Genomic DNA, 16,857 nt, shown 5'->3' on the forward strand with positions numbered 1-16,857 from the left:
TAAAAGATAGAACAGCTCCATCAATGCTAAAAGCAATAAAAAAATTAGTGAAAGTACTACCAAAAAAGGCATTAAAAACATTTACAACAGATAGAGGAAAAGAATTTGCATGTTATAAAGAAGTAGAAAAATTAAATATAAAAGTATATTTTGCAGATGCTTATGCAGCATGGCAAAGAGGTAGTAACGAAAATTCAAATGGGTTATTAAGAGAATATTATCCAAAGAAAACAGATTTAGGGAAAATATCTAATGATGATTTAATAGAAAAATTAATACTATTAAATAATAGACCAAGAAAATGTTTAAATTGGGATAATCCATTTAATTTATTTTTAAAAGAAGTGTCGCACTTGGATTGACAATTCATCTCATAAAAAAACTGCACCTCCAAAAGTTGTTTTTTGTCCAACTTTTGGGGTGCAGTTCAAAATTCTGTACTCTTTTTATTTAAACTCTAATTTTAAATTAACGCCAACTTCTTGAATGTTCATATACTTAGCCATTTGAATTTTTGCTTGAATGCAGGTACAATGAGCAGGATAAATAATATCGATATCTTGCTCTTTTAAATAATCAATAGTTTTTCTTAATTTATCATCGACTTTTAATAGATGAAAACCGCCAATAATACTGTGAATTTTTGTATTAGGAAATAAAGATTTACTATATTCGATAATATTACAAATTCCACTATGAGAACAAGCAGTTATGATAACTAATCCGTCTTTGCCTTTATAAACCATGGCGCTATCATCAAAATTTAAATCATCTTGCCATTGATTATCTTTAAAAACTTCTCCTACTTTTATGCGCTCAAATGGAAATTTAGTGGGAATTTCACTTAAAAATACAAGATTATTATCAATCCAATAAGGTTCTTTTGTAAGTATAGGCTCTAATTTATATGATAATTCATCAAAAGACATAGACATTCCAATATCTATATTATTTTTTCGTTTAGGATAAAGAATTTGAGTATGAGCTATTAATTTTGTCTTTTCTAGATTATATTTATGTAAAAGACTTTTTAGCCCACCAGTATGGTCGCTATGGCCATGAGATAAAACAATATAATCTAAGTTAGCTAAAGAAATATTCATTTTATTTGCGTTAGTTAAGAAAATGTCTGAATATCCTGTATCAAAAAGAATTTTTTTATTATCTAGTTCAATAAAATAACTAAGTGCAGGTTCACCTAAAAAATACTTATCAATAAAAGTATTATTATCTACTAAAACATTTAATATCAAAGAAATCACCTCTTTAAAATTAATAAAAATAAAAAGACATTCTCTTCTATATCAAATTTTAAATTAAAATTTATAAAAAAGAATGTCTTTATTTTATATATTACATATTTTTTACAGGAATAGGACCACGTGACATAGTGAGTGTACCAGTTCTAGCTACTTCGATTACTTCATAATCTGCAAGCATTTCACAAAGGGCATCAATTTTTGTATGGTCGCCAGTTAATTCGATAACGAGTGTTTCGCGATTGATATCAACTATTTTTGCACGGAAGATATTTACTATATTTACAATATCATTTCTAGTTATAGGGTCAGCTTTTACTTTTATCATCACAAGTTCACGATTGATTGAATCAATATGAGTCAAATTAACGATTTTAATTACATTAATGAGTTTATTGATTTGCTTCATAACTTGTTCTACTTCATTTTCACTATCAGCAGTCAAGACAAAGCTCATTCTAGTAACATGTTCTTCTTCTGTATAGCCTACAGATAAGGTATTGATATTAAATGAACGTCTGCTGATAAGGGAAACAATATGGCTCAATACTCCAGGAGTATCTTCAGCTAATAGTGTTAATTGATATTTCATTGTTCTGCCTCCAATACCATTTGATCAAGTCGTCCACCAGCGGGAACCATAGGGAATACATTTTCTTCATCAGGAATTAATATATCAATGAGACAAGCGCCATCACTATTGATGTAATTAGCTAATTGTTCATTGAATGTAGTTTTATTATCAATGCGATAACCATTTACACCCATAGCTTGAGCTAATTTTACTAAATCAGTTTTACCTCTTAATACGGAATGGGAATAATGATGATTGTAGAACATACGTTGCCATTGAGCAACCATGCCAAGCATATGGTTATTGAGTACTACTACTTTTATATCTAAATTATAATCAGCAACAGTAGCAAATTCTTGACAATTCATCATAATACTACCATCACCAGTAAATAAAACTACTTTTTTATCAGGATTTGCAAGTTTAGCGCCAATTGCAGCAGGAAGACCAAATCCCATAGTACCAAGTCCACCAGAAGTGATAAATTTGCGAGATTTTTGTAAATTGTAATATTGTGCTGCCCACATTTGATGTTGACCAACATCTGTTACTACAATAGTGTTTTCATCACAAATGTTACTGATATTAGTGATAATATTTTCAGGCATGATTAAATTTTCATCATCACGATATAATAAAGGATTGAAATGTTTCATTTCAAAGATGTAATCACGCCAAGGTTTATATTGATCTTTTAATTGTGCACCAATGATAGAAAGTTTAGCTGTGAACAAAGGTAAAGACCAACGTAAATCACCGACAACAGGATAATCTACATGTACATTTTTATTTATTTCCGCACTATCAATATCAAAATGAGCGATTTTGGCATTAGGGGCAAATTCAGAAACTTTACCAGTAACACGGTCATCAAAACGAGCGCCTAAAGCAATTAATAAATCACATTCCATTACTGCCATATTTGCTGTATAAGTACCATGCATACCTACCATGCCTAAGGATTCTAATTGGTCGCATGGAATAGAACCTCTACCCATAAGGCTTTCAACAACAGGAATGCCAGTTATTTCAGTTAATTGTTTGATATACGCAGAAGTATTTGAAGAAATAACGCCACCGCCGACAAATAAAACAGGTTTTTCAGCAGTTTTTACAGCTTCGATTAAAGTATCAATATCGTCTGTATTGCCATCTTTTTGTAATTTGTATCCACGAAGATTAACTTCTGTAGGATATTCAAAATCTATTTCAGCTTCAAATACATCTTTAGCAATATCAATGACAACAGGGCCAGGTCTACCAGTAGAAGCAATATGGAATGCTTCTTTAAATACTCGTGGTAAATCGCTAACTTTTTTTATTAAGTAATTATGTTTAGTTACAGGTGCTGTAATACCACATACATCGGCTTCTTGGAAAGAATCTTTACCAATTAGATGAGTAGCAACCTGTCCTGTAATACAAACGATAGGAATAGAGTCTATATTAGCTGTCGCAATACCTGTGATTAAATTGGCAGCACCTGGACCAGATGTAGCAAAACATACTCCAACTTTTCCACTAGAACGAGCATAACCGTCAGCAGCATGAATAGCACCTTGTTCATGTTTGGTTAGAATATGAGGAAATTTATTTTGATATAAAGCATCATATAATGTCAAAACAGCACCGCCAGGGTAACCAAAAACAAGATTTACATTTTCTTTTTTCAAACATTCAATAATTGCTTGAGCGCCGTTTATTCGCATGAATTTTTCCTCCTTTATATATGTAATCAAATATTTTGATAAAAAAAGAGATGCTTTGCAGCATCTCTTTTTGCTTTATATATCGCCGCTATTAATTGTTGATAAGTTTATCGGAATCATTCCAGCTATAAAGTTTACGAAGTTCAGCACCAACTTTTTCGCATTCATGTTCAGCTGCACGTTTACGCATAGCAAGGAAATGAGCACAACCAGTTTGGTTATCCATGAGCCAATCTTTAGCAAAAGTACCATCTTGAATATCAGAAAGAATTTTCTTCATAGCTTTTTTAGTATCTTCTGTAATGATTTTTGGACCAGTGATATAATCACCATATTCAGCAGTGTTGGAGATAGAATAACGCATACCAGCAAAACCGCTTTCATAGATAAGGTCAACGATAAGTTTCATTTCATGAATACATTCAAAATATGCATTACGTGGGTCATAACCTGCTTCAACTAATGTTTCAAAACCAGCTTGCATTAAAGCGCAAACACCACCGCAAAGAACAGCTTGTTCACCAAAGAGGTCAGTTTCTGTTTCAGTTTTGAAAGTTGTTTCAAGAACACCTGCTCTAGAGCAACCAAGACCATTTGCATAAGCAAGAGCTAAATCTAAAGCGTTGCCTGTAGCATCTTGATATACAGCAACAAGACATGGAGTTCCACGACCTCTTAAATATTCGCTTCTAACTGTATGACCAGGAGCTTTTGGTGCAATCATAGTAACATCAACATCTTTTGGTGGAACGATTTGATTGAAATGAATAGCAAAACCATGAGCGAACATGAGCATTTTACCAGCTGTTAAATTAGGTTCGATAGATTCTTTATACATTTTTGCTTGTTTTTCATCATTGATAAGAACCATGATAACATCTGCTTGAGCAGCAGCTTCAGCAGCTGTGAATACATCAAAACCTTGAGCTTCTGCTTTAGCCCAGGATTTACTTCCTTTGTAAAGACCTACAACAACATCTAAACCAGATTCTTTTAAATTTAACGCATGTGCATGACCCTGACTACCATAGCCGATGACAGCAATTTTTTTACCTTTTAATAAGTTAAGATTACAATCTTCTTGATAATAAATTTTTGCCATAATAAAAAATCTCCTTTTGTATCTTTTGTATTAAAAAATACTTTATAAATTTATGCAAACATGCATTAATATAATAAAAAAGTTCATCTCTTAAAAATATATATGAAATATATTTCTAAGGGACGAACTTTTTAAATCCGTGGTACCACCCAAATTTTGCTAATAATAGCAACACTCAGAATACATTTATAATAATTAATTGATAACTATAATATACAAATGTATTTTCCAATAACGAGGAAAAGCCGTTTTGACTTACTAAGTATAATTACTTTTCAGTCAAAATCCTCCCAGATGATGTTCACTATAACATCACACTGATTTGCACCAACCATCAGCTCTCTGTAGCTTTTTGCTATAAGTTACTTGTCTGTTCATAGGATTTATTATATTTGATTTCATGTTTACAACTTTACGATATGTATACATTAAACTATTCTGTTAAATTTGTCAAGTGTTTTTTATTTATTAACTTTTTCTATTTAACTAAAAGCATGATTATTAAGGCTATTTGTAAATTGTAAAATTGTAATTAATATTGAATGAATTTTAGCAGTTATTTATATTAAGGTATTTTAAATATGGTAGAATGAAATTAATAAAGTAGTAAATTTATTAATTTAAAAATTTTAGGAGAAATTATTTTATGATTTATTGGTCGAATGAAAATGGTGAAGGTAGTTTTCAAAGTAAATTTTTTCAAGATGATGAACATAAGCATAAATTAAGCATTTATATAAATGACGATAAGTTAAAAGAATGTGCTGAAAAATGTGTAGAGTCTTTTAATAATCTCACAGATAATATGATAGATGAAATTTGCACACAACTTTGGGAAAATGTAAAAGATGAATGTACATTATCAAAGATAAATGATGTTCGTGAAATCTTGAATTATTGTTGGTTTGAGGCTTTATATGTGGATATGATAAATGATGATGATGAAATAGCTTATGCTGTCGAAGGTGAAGGCGATTGGGGTACAGAAGTTGGTTTTGTTATAAGAGATAATAAAGTAATTTATGCAGGCGTTGATTATCTAGATTATATAAAAAATGTATGAGAAAAATTTAATGATTAAAAGCATAAATTTAACTATAAATTTTAAAAATTTTATGATAAATATTTTATCTAAGTAATAAATTTTAGTAATAAAGATGTAAATATAAAAATTTTTACAATTATCGTGCTATAGTGTTATAATTATGCTTAAAATAATTAAATTTGTTAAAGAAAGGTTTGAAGTTATGGGGGCTTTAAAAGAAATTCAACCGATAAAAACAGGCTTAAAAGGAGAAATTTTAATACCTGGAGATAAATCAGTATCACATCGCAGTGTAATGTTTGCTGGTCTTTGTGATAGTGAAGTAAAAATCACTAATTTTTTACATGCAGCAGATTGTATGTCTACTGTTAATTGTATGAGAGCTTTAGGTGTAAAAGTTAAAGAATTAGATGAAAATACTTTGATTGTAAAAGGTAATGGTTTTCATGGACTTCAAGAACCACAAAGTATAATTGATGCTGGAAATTCAGGCACAACACTTCGTTTAATGATGGGAATATTGGCAGGTCAAAAATTTTTAACTACTTTTACAGGTGATGCTTCACTTAGTCGTCGTCCTATGGGAAGGGTAATTAACCCATTGAGCCAAATGGGGGCTAATATTGTAGGAAGAAAAGAAAATAAATTATTGCCTATAACTATAATTCCTGCAAAAGAAAGTTTACAAGGCATTGATTATCAAATGCCAATGGCTAGTGCGCAGGTGAAATCTGCTATTTTACTCGCTGGCATGAATGCTGAAGGCAAAACTACAGTAACTGAGCCATATACTTCTAGAGATCATACAGAACGTATGCTTGAAGGTTTTGGCGTAAAATTAGAAAAATCTGGCACAAGTATAACAATTAGTAAAGTGGAAAAAATGACAGCTCCAAAAGAAATTCATGTACCAGGTGATATTTCTTCAGCTGCTTTTTGGCTTGTAGCTGGTTCAATTATTGAAGATAGCGATATTATCTTAAAAGATGTAGGTATAAATGAAACACGTACAGGAATTATTGATGTATTAAAAGCTATGGGAGCTAATATTGAACTTTTAAATGTTCGCGATGAAGTAGAACCTATTGCTGATATTCGTGTGCGTTATGCTAAATTACATGGCACAAGTTTTGGTGCAGACATCATGCCTAGACTCATTGATGAAATTCCTATTATCACTGTAGCTAGTATGTTTGCAGAAGGTGAAACTATTATTACAGGTGCTGGCGAATTACGTGTAAAAGAAACAGATAGATTGCAAGTTATCACAGATGAATTTAACAAAGTTTGTCCATGCATAAAAGGAACTCAAGATGGTTTAATCATCACTGGCGGTCAAAGAAATAATTTACAAAAAGCTGTATGTAATTCTCATGATGATCATAGAATTGCCATGGCACTTGCAATATTAGGAGCTAGCGGTGTAGGTATTGAAATTGAAAATAGTGAATGTGTAAATATTTCCTATCCAACTTTTTATGAGATATTAACTCGTTTTGAATAATTTATAAATTTTATATAGGTGAGAATGATGAAGAAATCTGTAATTGCTATTGATGGTCCAGCGGGAGCAGGTAAATCTACCATAGCGAAAATGGCAGCTAAAAAATTAAATTATATTTATATTGATACTGGTGCGATGTATAGAGGTGTAGCTTGGCTTGTATTGCAAAAATATCAAGTGCCTGTAAATACAGCACAAGTTTTATCTGTAATTGAAGATATTAATATACGATTGGCGTATGATGATAATGGAAATATGCTCATTTTTGTAAATGAACAAGATGTAAGTACAGCGATTAGAACACCAGAAGTAACAGCTTTAGTATCACAAGTAGCAGCAATTAGTGAAGTTCGTCAAAAAATGGTAGAACTTCAACGTAAAATAGCACAAGATGGCTCTGTATTGATGGATGGTAGAGATATTGGAACATGTGTACTTCCTAATGCTGATTTAAAAATTTATTTAACAGCTTCTGCTGATGAAAGAGCAAATCGTAGAGCTAAAGAAATGAGAGAAAAAGGCTATGATGTAGATGTAGAAGAAATAAAAAAAGATATTATAGCTAGAGATGAAGCTGATATGCAAAGAGAAGTTTCTCCATTGAAAAAAGCAGACGATGCTATTTTATTAGATACAACAAAAATGACTATTGATGAAGTTTTACAAGAGATTATAAGACTAGCTAATGCTTAAGGCTATTTTTGTGAATTTATAATTTGAGGATTTTTAATTATGTTATATGGATTACTTAGAATAATATTTACATTTATTTATTCTGTTATTTTTCCTACAACAGTCAAAGGAAAAGAAAATATACCTAAAGAAGGAGCTGTAATTTTAGCTGCTAATCATTTAAGCAACTGGGATCCTCCACTAGTAGGAACGTTCATACCTCGTCATTTGGCTTATATGGCTAAAGAAGAGTTGTTTAAAGTGCCGATATTGAAAAATATTTTAGAAAATGTGCATACTTTTCCTGTAAAAAGAGGTGCTTCAGATAGAGCTGCAATAAAAACAGCATTGCAGATGTTAGAAGCAAAAGAGTGTATATGTATGTTTCCTGAAGGTACTAGAAGTAAAGATGGAAAATTACACAAGGGTGCACCAGGAGTAGCACTCATTGCCGCAAAATCAAAAGCGACAGTTATTCCTGTAGCAATACAAGGAACATTTAAATTAAGACCGTTTAGAAAAATAACTTTAATTTATGGAAAACCTATGACTTTTGAAGCAGAAAAAGTGGATAAAGAAAATTTACAAGAATTTACTGAAAAAATAATGCAAGAAATTGCGTCAATGCTAAAAAATAAAGTAGAATAAAGATAGCATAGTATGGTATACTATATGGTAAGCTTAGTAATATAATTTTTGATGGTGATAAATTTTGGAAGTAATTTTAGCTGACGATTATGGATTTTGTTATGGTGTAAAAAGAGCAATAAAAACTGCTAAAGATAATAAAGATTTATCAAAAAAAGTTTGCACTTTAGGACCAATAATTCATAATCCGCAAATGGTGAAAGCATTAGCTGATGAAGGTATCGGAATAGTAGAATCAGTTGATGAAATGGAGAATGGGAAAATAATAATTCGCTCTCATGGTGTAGGTCCAAGCATATATGATGCGATAAAAGCAAAAGGGCTAGAGCTTGCAGATGCTACTTGTCCACATGTTAAGAAAGCTCAAATGTCAGCCAAAACGCTAGCTGATGAAGGCTTCAAAGTTATTATTATAGGCGAAAAAAATCATCCTGAGGTAAAAAGTATTAAAGAGTGGGCTGGTAAAAATTCATTAGTTATTGGTTCACAAGAAGAAGCTGAAAATATAGCTTTTGTATCTAAATTGGGTATTGTAGCGCAAACAACATTTTCAGTAAAAGCCTTTAGTGAGATTGTTAATATTTTATTAACTAAATCTTATGATATCAGGATTTTAAGAACAATTTGCACAGCCACAGATAAACGTCAGTCTGCTGCGATAAAATTATCTAAAGAAGTAGATATGATGATTGTTGTTGGTGGTCGCAATAGTGCTAATACAACTCGATTAGCGCAATTATGCACCGAGCATTGTGTAACACATCATATAGAAACGGTTGATGAATTACATGATGATTGGTTCAATAATATTAAAAAAATTGGTATTACAGCAGGTGCATCTACACCTGACTGGATTATCAAGGAGGTATATGAAAAGTGCAAGACATGGCAAGCTTATTAGCAGAAGAATCTATGAAGGAATTTAATCCACATGAAGTTATAGAAGGTACTGTGGTTTTAGTTAACCGTGATGAAGCGTATGTTGATATCGGTTATAAAACAGAAATTCCTATCGCAAAAAAAGAATTGGCTTATCCAGAACCAGAAGCTGCTACAGATGTAGTTAAAGTTGGCGACAAAATTAACGTATATGTAGTTGCTTTAGGCGGAGAAAATGGATTAATTCTTTCCAAAACTCGTGCAGACCGTTTAGTTGCATGGGAAAAAGTAGAAAAAGTTAAAGAAGAAAAACAAATCATTGAAGTAGAAATTCTTCAGGTTGTAAAAGGTGGTTTACTCACTACTGCTTTTGGTCTTCGTGGATTTATTCCTGCTTCTCAGATTGCACTTCATTTTGTCAAAGATTTAAATGAATTTGTAGGTCAAAAAGTTGAAGTTGAAATTATGGAAGCAGACCCTAAAAAACAACGCCTCGTTCTTTCTCGTCGTAGCGTTCTTGAAGCACAACGTGAACAAAAACGTGAAGAAGCTTTAGCAAGCATTGTTGAAGGTGAAAAACGTACAGGTGTTGTAAAACGTTTAGTAGATTATGGTGCATTTATTGATATCGGTGGTGTTGATGGACTTGCACATATCTCTGATCTTTCTTGGGATCATATCAAAAATCCAGCAGACGTATTATCCGTTGGTCAAGAAGTAGAAGTTTTAGTAAAAGCTTTTGACCCAGAAACAAAACGTATTTCTTTAAGCATTAAAGATACTGTTCGTGATCCTTGGTTCGATAAAGCAGAAAAATATCCAGTAGGTTCTTATGTAAAAGGCAAAATCGTAAAATTAACAGATTTTGGTGCATTTATGGAAATTGAACCTGGTTTTGATGGTTTAATTCGTATGCGTGAACTTTCTCCAAAACACATTACAAAAGCTTCTGAAGCTGTAAGTGTTGGCGATGAAGTTACTGTAAAAGTTATTCATGTAGATATGGATAATAAAAAAGTTGCTCTTAGCATTACAAAAGTGCAACAAGACGCTGAAAAAGCTGAATATCAAGATTTCTTAGCAAAACAAGATAACACAGCTGTTACAATTGGCGACGAAGTAAACGAATAATTTTATTTAATATCAAAAATAAAAGGTAAAAAGAGTGGTGTAAATCATCACTCTTTTTTTCTGATTTAATAAATTGTATAATTAACATAAAATAAGATAAAAGAGGTGATTTGATTGGCTAAAGGCGGTATCATATCGGCTATACATCAAGGAAGTTTAGCTGAAGAATTAGAATTAGTACCTGGTGATAAAATAATATCTATAAATGAACAAGAATTGACAGATATTATTGATTTAAGTTTTGCTTTAGCAGATGAAGAAATTGAAATGTTAATAGAACATGAAAATGGAGAGCAAGAAATAATTGCTTTTGAAAAAGATATAGATGAAGAGCTTGGGGCAGAATTTGAATCAGCTGTATTTGGTAAAATTCGCCAATGTGCTAATAATTGTTATTTTTGTTTTGTGGATCAAGTAGCTCCTAATATGCGTGATTCCTTATATATAAAAGATGACGATTATCGTTTATCTTTCCTTTATGGGAATTTTGTTACCATGACGAATATGGGACCTCGTGATTTAGAGAGAATACACAGATTACATTTATCACCATTATATATTTCTGTGCATACAACTAATCCAAAACTTCGTGGAGAAATGCTCAGAACAAAACGTGGTGAATTAATTATGGAACAATTGGCTAAATTAAATGAGGCTGATGTGGAATATCATACACAAGTGGTATTATGTCCAGGGTTAAATGATGGCGCGGAATTAGATAGAACAATTCAAGATATCATCAGTATGCAGCCATATGCAAAAACTTTAGGTATTGTACCAGTAGGTCTTACTAAATTTAGAGAAAATTGTTATCCACTTAAAACATTTGATGCACAAGGCGCTAAAAAAGTCATCGAACAAGTACGTCATTGGCAAGAAAAAATGCGTAAACAAACAGGTAAAAATTTTATCTATTTAAGTGATGAATTTTATCTGTTAGCTGGTGAACCGTTGCCAAAAGCTGAAGAATATGATGGTTTTCCACAGCTTGATAATGGTATAGGTCTTACACGTAATTTTATTGAACAATGGAAAGAGACAGAGATTAATCCAAATAATTATCAAAAACCTTTAAATTTAGATATTATCTGTGGAAAATCAGCAGGAAAAGTGATTAAAAATTTAGTTGATGAATTGAATATAGATAATTTAAATGCCAATGTATTAGCTTTAGAAAATGAATTTTTTGGTCATGAAGTAACTGTTACAGGATTATTGACAGGTCAAGATATTATAAAAAATCTAAAGCAGAATAAAGCTAATAGAGATGGTATTATTATTCCAAGCTGTGCACTTCGTGAAGGTGAAGATATTTTCTTAGATGATTATACTTTAGAGGATATTAAAAAAGCTTTTCCTGATGAAGAAGTTAAAGTTGCTAGCGATGCCATTATGTTAAAGAATTTGTTAGCTGATTGGTACAATATAAAATGTGAACGAAGCAAAGCTATTTATACATGGCAATCAAATGCTAGCTATACAAAATAATGATGACAGTATATAATAAATGAGTTTTGCAAAATAATATTATTGATGAGGTGAAGAATTTGAGTAAACCAATAGTAGCTATTGTAGGACGCCCTAATGTAGGTAAATCTACGTTTTTTAATCAAATAGGTAAAAAGAGAGTATCCATTGTTGAGGATTTTCCAGGTGTTACTAGAGATAGAATTTATATGGACGCTGAATGGTTAAATCATCAATTCACAATGATTGATACTGGCGGGATTGAACTTGAAAATGACGGCGAAGGTAAAATTTTAGCTTCCATGCGTCAACAAGCACGTCTAGCAATTGAAGAAGCTGATGTAATTGTATTTATGGTTGACGGTCGTACAGGAATGACTCATGATGATGAAGAAATAGGTCATATCTTAAGAAATACAAGAAAACCTGTTATTGTCGCTGTAAATAAAATTGACAGTCCAAAACAGCATTTAGATGTATATGAATTTTATAATTTAGGACTTGGCGAGCCAATCGGTATTTCTGCTGCAAATGCTTTGAATGTAGGCGATTTATTAGATGAAATAGTAGCTAATTTCCCTAAAGATTTAGAAGATGATATCGAACATGATGAAATTCGCATTGCCGTTATTGGTAGACCAAATGTAGGTAAATCTTCTTTAGTAAATGCCTTATTAGGTCAAGAACGTGTAATCGTAAGTGATGTAGCAGGAACTACTCGTGATGCTATTGATACAAAATTTGATGATGGCAATACACATTTTACTTTGATTGATACTGCTGGTATGAGACGTAAAGGTAAAATTGATATGCCTATCGAGCGTTATAGCGTAATGCGTTCTCTTCGTGCTGTAGATAGAGCAGATGTAGTTTTAATGGTAATTTCAGCTCCTGAAGGTGTAACAGAACAAGACAAAAAAATTGCAGGTTATGCTCATGAATCTGGTAAAGGTTGTATCATTGTTGTCAATAAATGGGATTTAATTGAAAAAGATGATAAAACTTCTTTGCGTTTTACTGAAGATATTCGTGATGAACTTGGATTTTTACAATATGCACCAGTTTTATACACTTCTGCACTTACAAAACAGCGTGTACATCGTGTAGTTGACCTTGTAAAATATGTAGCTGAACAACAAGCTATGCGTGTACAGACAAGTGTATTAAATCAATTAGTAATGGACGCTGTTTCTATCAATCCACCACCATCTCATAAAGGTAAACAATTAAAAATTTACTTTATGACTCAAGCTGATATTAAACCACCAAAATTCTTGGTATTTGTTAATGACCCAGAATTGATGCATTTTTCCTATTTGCGTTTCTTAGAAAACAAACTAAGAGAAAGTTTTGGTTTTGAAGGAACTCCTCTTAAATTAGTAGTTCGTGGAAGAAAAGAGGAAGATGATGAATAATGGAATTTAATTTTCTTATAGTAATAATCTGTAGTTATGTCATTGGTTCTATTCCAAGTGGCTTGGTTTTAGGAAAAGGAATTTGGCATGTAGATTTACGTGAACATGGTAGTAAAAATATTGGTGCTACTAATGCTTGGCGTACTTTAGGAAAATTTCCTGGATTTGTCATATTTTTAGCTGATTTGATAAAAGGCTTATTAGGCGTGTATCTAGGTATAACTTTAGTTGGTAGCTCTATGGCTATGATTTTAGGTGGTATATTAGCAATAGTAGGTCATTCTGCCTCTATATTTTTAAAATTAAAAGGTGGAAAAGGCGTAGCAACAGGACTTGGTGTATTGATTATGTTGATGCCAAAAGTATCTGTTTGTGTCTTTTTTATTTGGCTTATAATTGTAATGATTAGTAAATATGTATCACTTGCTTCAATCGTTGCAGCAGCTTTTGTACCAATCTTAGCCTATGCTTTTGATATGCCTATGGAGTTTGTCATTTTCGGTATAGTAGCAGCTATATTTGTTATTTACCGCCACAAAACAAATATAGTACGTCTTTTAAATGGAAATGAAAATAAAATAAAAGCAGGTCATAGATAATTTATCTAAAACTTAATAATACCCTTTGCTATTATGGCGATAAAATGATATAATGTCTGCTATAAAAAGAATATTATCCATTGTAAAAGTACGGAGGATTTAATAATGACAAAAAAAGATTCAGGATACTATTTAGTAAAAGAAGATATTTTACCTTCTGCAATCAAAAAAACAATCAAGGTAAAAGAAATGTTACGTCGTCATGATAATATGACTATAAATGATGCCGTTTCTAAAATGGGTTTAAGCCGTAGTGCTTATTATAAATATAAAGACTTTGTTTTACCATTTTATGAAGCAAGTATCAATAAAATTGTTTCTGTTTCTTTTGTTCTTGATAATAAACAGGGAGTACTTTCTAATGTGTTAAATATGATTTCTGAAGATAAAGGAAACGTATTGACTATTAACCAAGGTATTCCTCTTCAAGGAGTAGCAGTAGCAACAATTTCTATTGAAACTAAAAATATGAATATTGACCTTGAAGCATTGCTCGATAAATTGCGTCTTGTGAACGGCGTAAGACGTTTAGAGGTTATTGGTCAAGTTTAAAAGTCTAGTCTTGAGAGAGGGATATTTATGGCAAAGAAGATAAAATTAGGTTTATTAGGTTGTGGCACAGTAGGTACAGGTGTTTTAAAAGTTTTACAAGAAAATTATCATGATATCAGAGCAAAAATTGGCAATGATATCGAAGTGAGCAAAGTTTTAGTTCGCAATTTAAACAAAAAACGTGATTTTAATGGAGATGTTGTTTTTACAGATAATATTGATGATATTTTAAATGATGAAAGCATTGATATTGTTGTAGAATTATTAGGTGGCATACATCCAGCACGTGAATATATGTTAAAAGCTATGGAAAATGGTAAACATGTAGTTACTGCAAATAAAGATGTTTTAGCACAGTTTGGTAAAGATATGTTTGATGCAGCTGAAAAACATGATGTAGATTTTATGTTTGAAGCAAGTGTAGCAGGTGGCATACCGATTATCACTCCATTAAAACAATGTTTAACTGCGAATAAAATCACAGAATTAATTGGTATTGTAAATGGTACAACTAATTACATGTTAACTAAGATGACAGAGCAAGGTATGGATTATGATACTGCATTAGCAAGAGCTCAAGCTAAAGGCTATGCAGAAGCAGATCCTACAGCCGATGTCGCTGGTTTAGATGCCGCTAGAAAAGCAGCAATTTTATCTTCTATTGCATTTAATACACGCGTAAGTTTAGAAGATGTAAAAGTAGAAGGTATTACTAACATTACACCTGAAGATATAACTTACGCTAAAGAATTAGGCTATATTATAAAATTATTGGCTATAGCTAAACATACAGAAGATGGTATAGATGTTCGAGTTCATCCGACATTTATTGATAAAGATCATCCATTGGCTTCTGTTCGCAATGTGTTTAATGCTATATTTATTCATGGTAACGCTGTCGGCGATACTATGTTTTATGGTAAAGGAGCAGGTGAAAGACCAACTGCTTCAGCCGTTTTAGCAGATATTATTGATGTAGCACGTGATATGGGTAAAGATCGTTTTGGTAAAATACGTTGTACTTGTTATGAAGAAAAGAAATTATGCCCACCAGATAAAGTTTTATCAGGATATTATATTCGCTTATTAGTTGAAGATAAACCTGGTGTATTAGGTGCGATTGCTACAGCTTTTGGTGAAAGCAATGTAAGTTTATATTCTGTAATTCAAAAACGCAGAGTAGGGGAATTTTCTGAAATAGTAGCAATTACTCATAATGTAAATAATAATCAAATTGAAGACCTCAAAGTTCGTTTAAATAATTTAGATGTAGTACATGAAATTTCTAATATTATCCGAGTAGTAATGTCTCAGGAGGCTTAATTATGAGTGATTTTGTCAAGGTAAGAGTTCCAGGAACTACAGCCAATTGTGGTCCTGGTTTTGATGTTATGGGTATTGCCTGTAGTATTTATAATGAATTGGAATTAAAACTCTTAGAAGAAAAAAATTTATGTATAGAAATTTATGGAGATGGAGCAACAAATATACCATGTGATGAAAGAAATATGGTATGGCGCTCTATAGAAAAGTTATTAGCCAAAGCTCACTTGGAGAAAAAATATCAAGGGGCACATATAAAAATGACAAATAATGTGCCGCTATCACGTGGTCTTGGCAGTAGTGCAACTGCTATAGTAGCGGGATTATTTGCAGCTAATGTATTTTTGAATAATAGATTTTCTATACAGGATATATTTGAGTTAGCTACTGAGATTGAAGGACACCCTGATAATGTAGCACCTGCTTTGTTTGGCGGAATAACAGTCAGCACAAAAACTGATTATAAATTAGAATATGTATCTTTTATGCCAAATTTTGATTTAAAAATGGTAGTGGCTATACCTGATTTTTATTTACCAACTAAAAAAGCTAGAGCAGCTTTAAAACAAGAAGTGCCATTAAAAGATGCTATTTTTAACATTGGTCATACAGCTATGATTATTGCAGCTATTTGTCAAGGAAAAATAGAAGCTTTAAAAGGTGCTTTTGCAGATAAATTACATCAACCATATAGAGCAGATTTAATTCCTGGTATGTATGATGTATTTGCAGCAGCAAATTCTAAAGGTGCACTTGGTACAACTATAAGTGGAGCAGGTCCAACACTTATTGCTTATACGATAGAAAATGGTGAAGAAATCGGTAAAGCAATGGTTGAGGCTTTTGCAAAACATAATATTAGCTCTAAATACTTAGTATTAGATATTGATAATAAAGGTGCTATGGTAATAGAATAAATTAAAATAAAACCCAGTAGATATTATATCTAACTGGGTTTTTTTATAAGTAGGTGATTTT

General features: G+C 31.8%; 17 protein-coding genes and 1 other annotated feature. Of the genes, 13 read left to right on the plus strand and 4 right to left on the minus strand.

What is annotated here, in order from left to right:
• A partial coding sequence (locus tag F553_RS0101030; protein WP_018998639.1) for an IS30 family transposase occupies positions 1–362 on the plus strand: 362 nt, incomplete at its 5' end.
• A gap of 84 nt (positions 363–446) precedes the next feature.
• Here F553_RS0101030 and F553_RS12640 read toward each other — a convergent pair.
• The 4 genes from F553_RS12640 to ilvC form a co-directional block, all read right to left on the minus strand.
• A complete protein-coding gene (locus F553_RS12640) occupies positions 447–1,253 on the minus strand; it encodes an MBL fold metallo-hydrolase (RefSeq protein ID WP_018998640.1) in 807 nt (268 codons plus the stop codon).
• Positions 1,254–1,353: 100 nt separating this feature from the next.
• The gene (gene ilvN, locus F553_RS0101040) at positions 1,354–1,851 is read right to left on the minus strand and encodes an acetolactate synthase small subunit (protein ID WP_018998641.1); all 498 of its coding nucleotides are present in this window, start codon (positions 1,849–1,851) and stop codon (positions 1,354–1,356) included.
• The gene (ilvB, locus tag F553_RS0101045) at positions 1,848–3,542 is read right to left on the minus strand and encodes a biosynthetic-type acetolactate synthase large subunit (RefSeq protein ID WP_018998642.1); all 1,695 of its coding nucleotides are present in this window, start codon (positions 3,540–3,542) and stop codon (positions 1,848–1,850) included. Before ilvB ends, ilvN begins: the two co-directional genes overlap by 4 nt.
• A gap of 91 nt (positions 3,543–3,633) precedes the next feature.
• On the minus strand, positions 3,634–4,644 hold the full coding sequence (ilvC, locus tag F553_RS0101050; RefSeq protein ID WP_008537271.1) for a ketol-acid reductoisomerase: 1,011 nt from the start codon (positions 4,642–4,644) through the stop codon (positions 3,634–3,636).
• A gap of 115 nt (positions 4,645–4,759) precedes the next feature.
• Positions 4,760–5,031 (minus strand) — a binding site (T-box leader).
• Between the two features lie 259 nt (positions 5,032–5,290).
• On the opposite strand from ilvC, the gene F553_RS0101055 reads away from it, so the two are divergent.
• The 12 genes from F553_RS0101055 (at position 5,291) to thrB (ending at position 16,796) form a co-directional block, all read left to right on the plus strand.
• On the plus strand, positions 5,291–5,707 hold the full coding sequence (locus F553_RS0101055; protein ID WP_018998643.1) for a DUF6985 domain-containing protein: 417 nt from the start codon (positions 5,291–5,293) through the stop codon (positions 5,705–5,707).
• A 184-nt stretch (positions 5,708–5,891) separates the two neighbouring features.
• On the plus strand, positions 5,892–7,193 hold the full coding sequence (aroA, locus tag F553_RS0101060; RefSeq protein ID WP_018998644.1) for a 3-phosphoshikimate 1-carboxyvinyltransferase: 1,302 nt from the start codon (positions 5,892–5,894) through the stop codon (positions 7,191–7,193).
• 27 nt (positions 7,194–7,220) lie between these two features.
• Positions 7,221–7,886, plus strand: a complete 666-nt coding sequence (cmk, locus tag F553_RS0101065) for a (d)CMP kinase (RefSeq protein WP_018998645.1) — start codon at positions 7,221–7,223, stop codon at positions 7,884–7,886.
• 39 nt (positions 7,887–7,925) lie between these two features.
• Positions 7,926–8,513 (plus strand): lysophospholipid acyltransferase family protein, encoded by a 588-nt coding sequence (locus F553_RS0101070; RefSeq protein WP_018998646.1) that lies wholly within the window; start codon positions 7,926–7,928, stop codon positions 8,511–8,513.
• Between the two features lie 64 nt (positions 8,514–8,577).
• On the plus strand, positions 8,578–9,414 hold the full coding sequence (ispH, locus tag F553_RS0101075) for a 4-hydroxy-3-methylbut-2-enyl diphosphate reductase (RefSeq protein WP_018998647.1): 837 nt from the start codon (positions 8,578–8,580) through the stop codon (positions 9,412–9,414).
• On the plus strand, positions 9,390–10,523 hold the full coding sequence (rpsA, locus tag F553_RS0101080) for a 30S ribosomal protein S1 (RefSeq protein ID WP_018998648.1): 1,134 nt from the start codon (positions 9,390–9,392) through the stop codon (positions 10,521–10,523). The genes ispH and rpsA overlap by 25 nt, the downstream gene beginning before the upstream one ends.
• Positions 10,524–10,637: 114 nt before the next feature.
• Positions 10,638–12,011 (plus strand): DUF512 domain-containing protein, encoded by a 1,374-nt coding sequence (locus F553_RS0101085; RefSeq protein WP_018998649.1) that lies wholly within the window; start codon positions 10,638–10,640, stop codon positions 12,009–12,011.
• Between the two features lie 59 nt (positions 12,012–12,070).
• Complete coding sequence (gene der / locus F553_RS0101090; RefSeq protein ID WP_008537281.1) at positions 12,071–13,405, plus strand: ribosome biogenesis GTPase Der; 1,335 nt, start codon at positions 12,071–12,073, stop codon at positions 13,403–13,405.
• Positions 13,405–14,004, plus strand: coding sequence for a glycerol-3-phosphate 1-O-acyltransferase PlsY (plsY, locus tag F553_RS0101095; RefSeq protein WP_018998650.1), 600 nt, complete (start codon positions 13,405–13,407; stop codon positions 14,002–14,004). Before der ends, plsY begins: the two co-directional genes overlap by 1 nt.
• Before the next feature lie 105 nt (positions 14,005–14,109).
• Positions 14,110–14,556, plus strand: a complete 447-nt coding sequence (locus F553_RS0101100) for an ACT domain-containing protein (protein WP_008537283.1) — start codon at positions 14,110–14,112, stop codon at positions 14,554–14,556.
• Positions 14,557–14,583: 27 nt separating this feature from the next.
• Positions 14,584–15,879 carry a homoserine dehydrogenase gene (locus F553_RS0101105; RefSeq protein ID WP_008537284.1) on the plus strand — a complete coding sequence of 432 codons (1,296 nt, stop codon included), beginning with the start codon at positions 14,584–14,586 and terminating at the stop codon, positions 15,877–15,879.
• A gap of 2 nt (positions 15,880–15,881) precedes the next feature.
• On the plus strand, positions 15,882–16,796 hold the full coding sequence (thrB, locus tag F553_RS0101110; RefSeq protein ID WP_018998651.1) for a homoserine kinase: 915 nt from the start codon (positions 15,882–15,884) through the stop codon (positions 16,794–16,796).
• The last annotated feature ends 61 nt before the right edge of the window (positions 16,797–16,857 follow it).

Source organism: Megamonas rupellensis DSM 19944 (genome assembly GCF_000378365.1).
Lineage (GTDB): Bacteria > Bacillota > Negativicutes > Selenomonadales > Selenomonadaceae > Megamonas > Megamonas funiformis.